1 protein-coding gene is annotated in these 1,260 nt (G+C 55.9%); it reads right to left on the reverse strand.

Going from position 1 to position 1,260, the window contains the following annotated elements:
- Nucleotides 1-1,260 (reverse strand): TonB-dependent receptor (locus ACOVRA_RS16640; protein ID WP_421721265.1); only part of this gene is annotated, 1,260 nt, incomplete at both ends.

Consider the following 1,260-nt stretch of genomic DNA (forward strand, 5'->3'; position numbering starts at 1 on the left):
TCAGATAGCGAAGCGAACCACCTGGGCCACCTGGCGTGACCAACGATGCATATTTCTCGTCGGTCAAGTTCTTGATGTTCAAGGTCAAGCGATAACGGTCTTGCTTGTCGCTGATCCCAATCGAGGCATCGACGATGGTGGTTTCAGGAATGCGCAGCAATGGGTTCTCGCCAATGTCGGAGAATTGGTCGCTGCTGTAGGAAACCTGGCCATTCAAGTGAATGATCCCTGGAACCGCTTCAGGTTCCCACTCATAATTCGCACCCAACGAGGCTTTGAAGCGTGGCGACAGGGCCAAACGCTCACCCCGACGGGTGGAGGACAGAACCAAGCTGGCATCGCGGAACTCTTCGATCTGGGCGTCGGTGACGGCCAAACCACCATTGATGGTCAGGCCGCTGTTGGCGCGGATCAACCAGTCGAGCTCGAGGCCCGTGGTCGACACGTTACCAGCATTGGTCAAACGCGTGATGACTACACCGTTCAAGGTGTCGAAGTTGTTGGCTTGGAAGTTCTCATAAACAGCGCGGAAAACCGCGAAGTTCAAGATCACGCGGTTGTCCATAAAGGCCGTTTTCACGCCACCTTCGGTCGAATCCACGGTTTCTGGCTCAATGGCGTTCAGACCCGTTGGGTTCATGTTGAAGAAGACGTTGTAAGCTGGGCCCTTGTAGCCACGCGACTGTGTCAAATAGAAGTTGATATCGTCGGTAGCTTGGTACTTCAGACCCAATTTACCGGAGACATTGTCCTCTTTGGTGTTACCTTTGAAGCCGCTGGTATCGTTGCGCAGGCCTGGCAGGCCGCCAATCGGTGCAGGGATACGGTTGTGGTAGTAGCTGAGCTTGTCTTGGGTGAAGCGCAGGCCACCGACAATCGACAGGCGCTCGGTTGCCTTATAGCTGCCGTCTGCAAACAAAGCGGCGTTGCGTGATTCAGAGCCAAAGTTCGCGCTCGAGAAAGCGGTCACGAAGGTCGAAACGCCGGTAGCGGTCGAGCAAGGACGCTGGCCGGTGGTGTCGATCGCCAAGGTCGAGGCGGAGCAAACAATCACGTCGCGACGGAAGTCACGCTCAGTTTCAGCGTTCGCATAATAGGCACCAACCACATATTCCAAGGCCTTGCCGCTTGGCGAGGTCAAGCGCAATTCTTGGCTGAACGTGGTCGAGGTTTGTGGGCCATCGTCATGCAATTGGGCAAAGCCGTTGCCGACATAAGCGGCTGGACGGTCCAACCAGTCGCCTTCGCGAACTTCGCGGT

Source organism: Aquidulcibacter sp. (assembly GCF_049239865.1).
GTDB lineage: Bacteria > Pseudomonadota > Alphaproteobacteria > Caulobacterales > Aquidulcibacteraceae > Aquidulcibacter.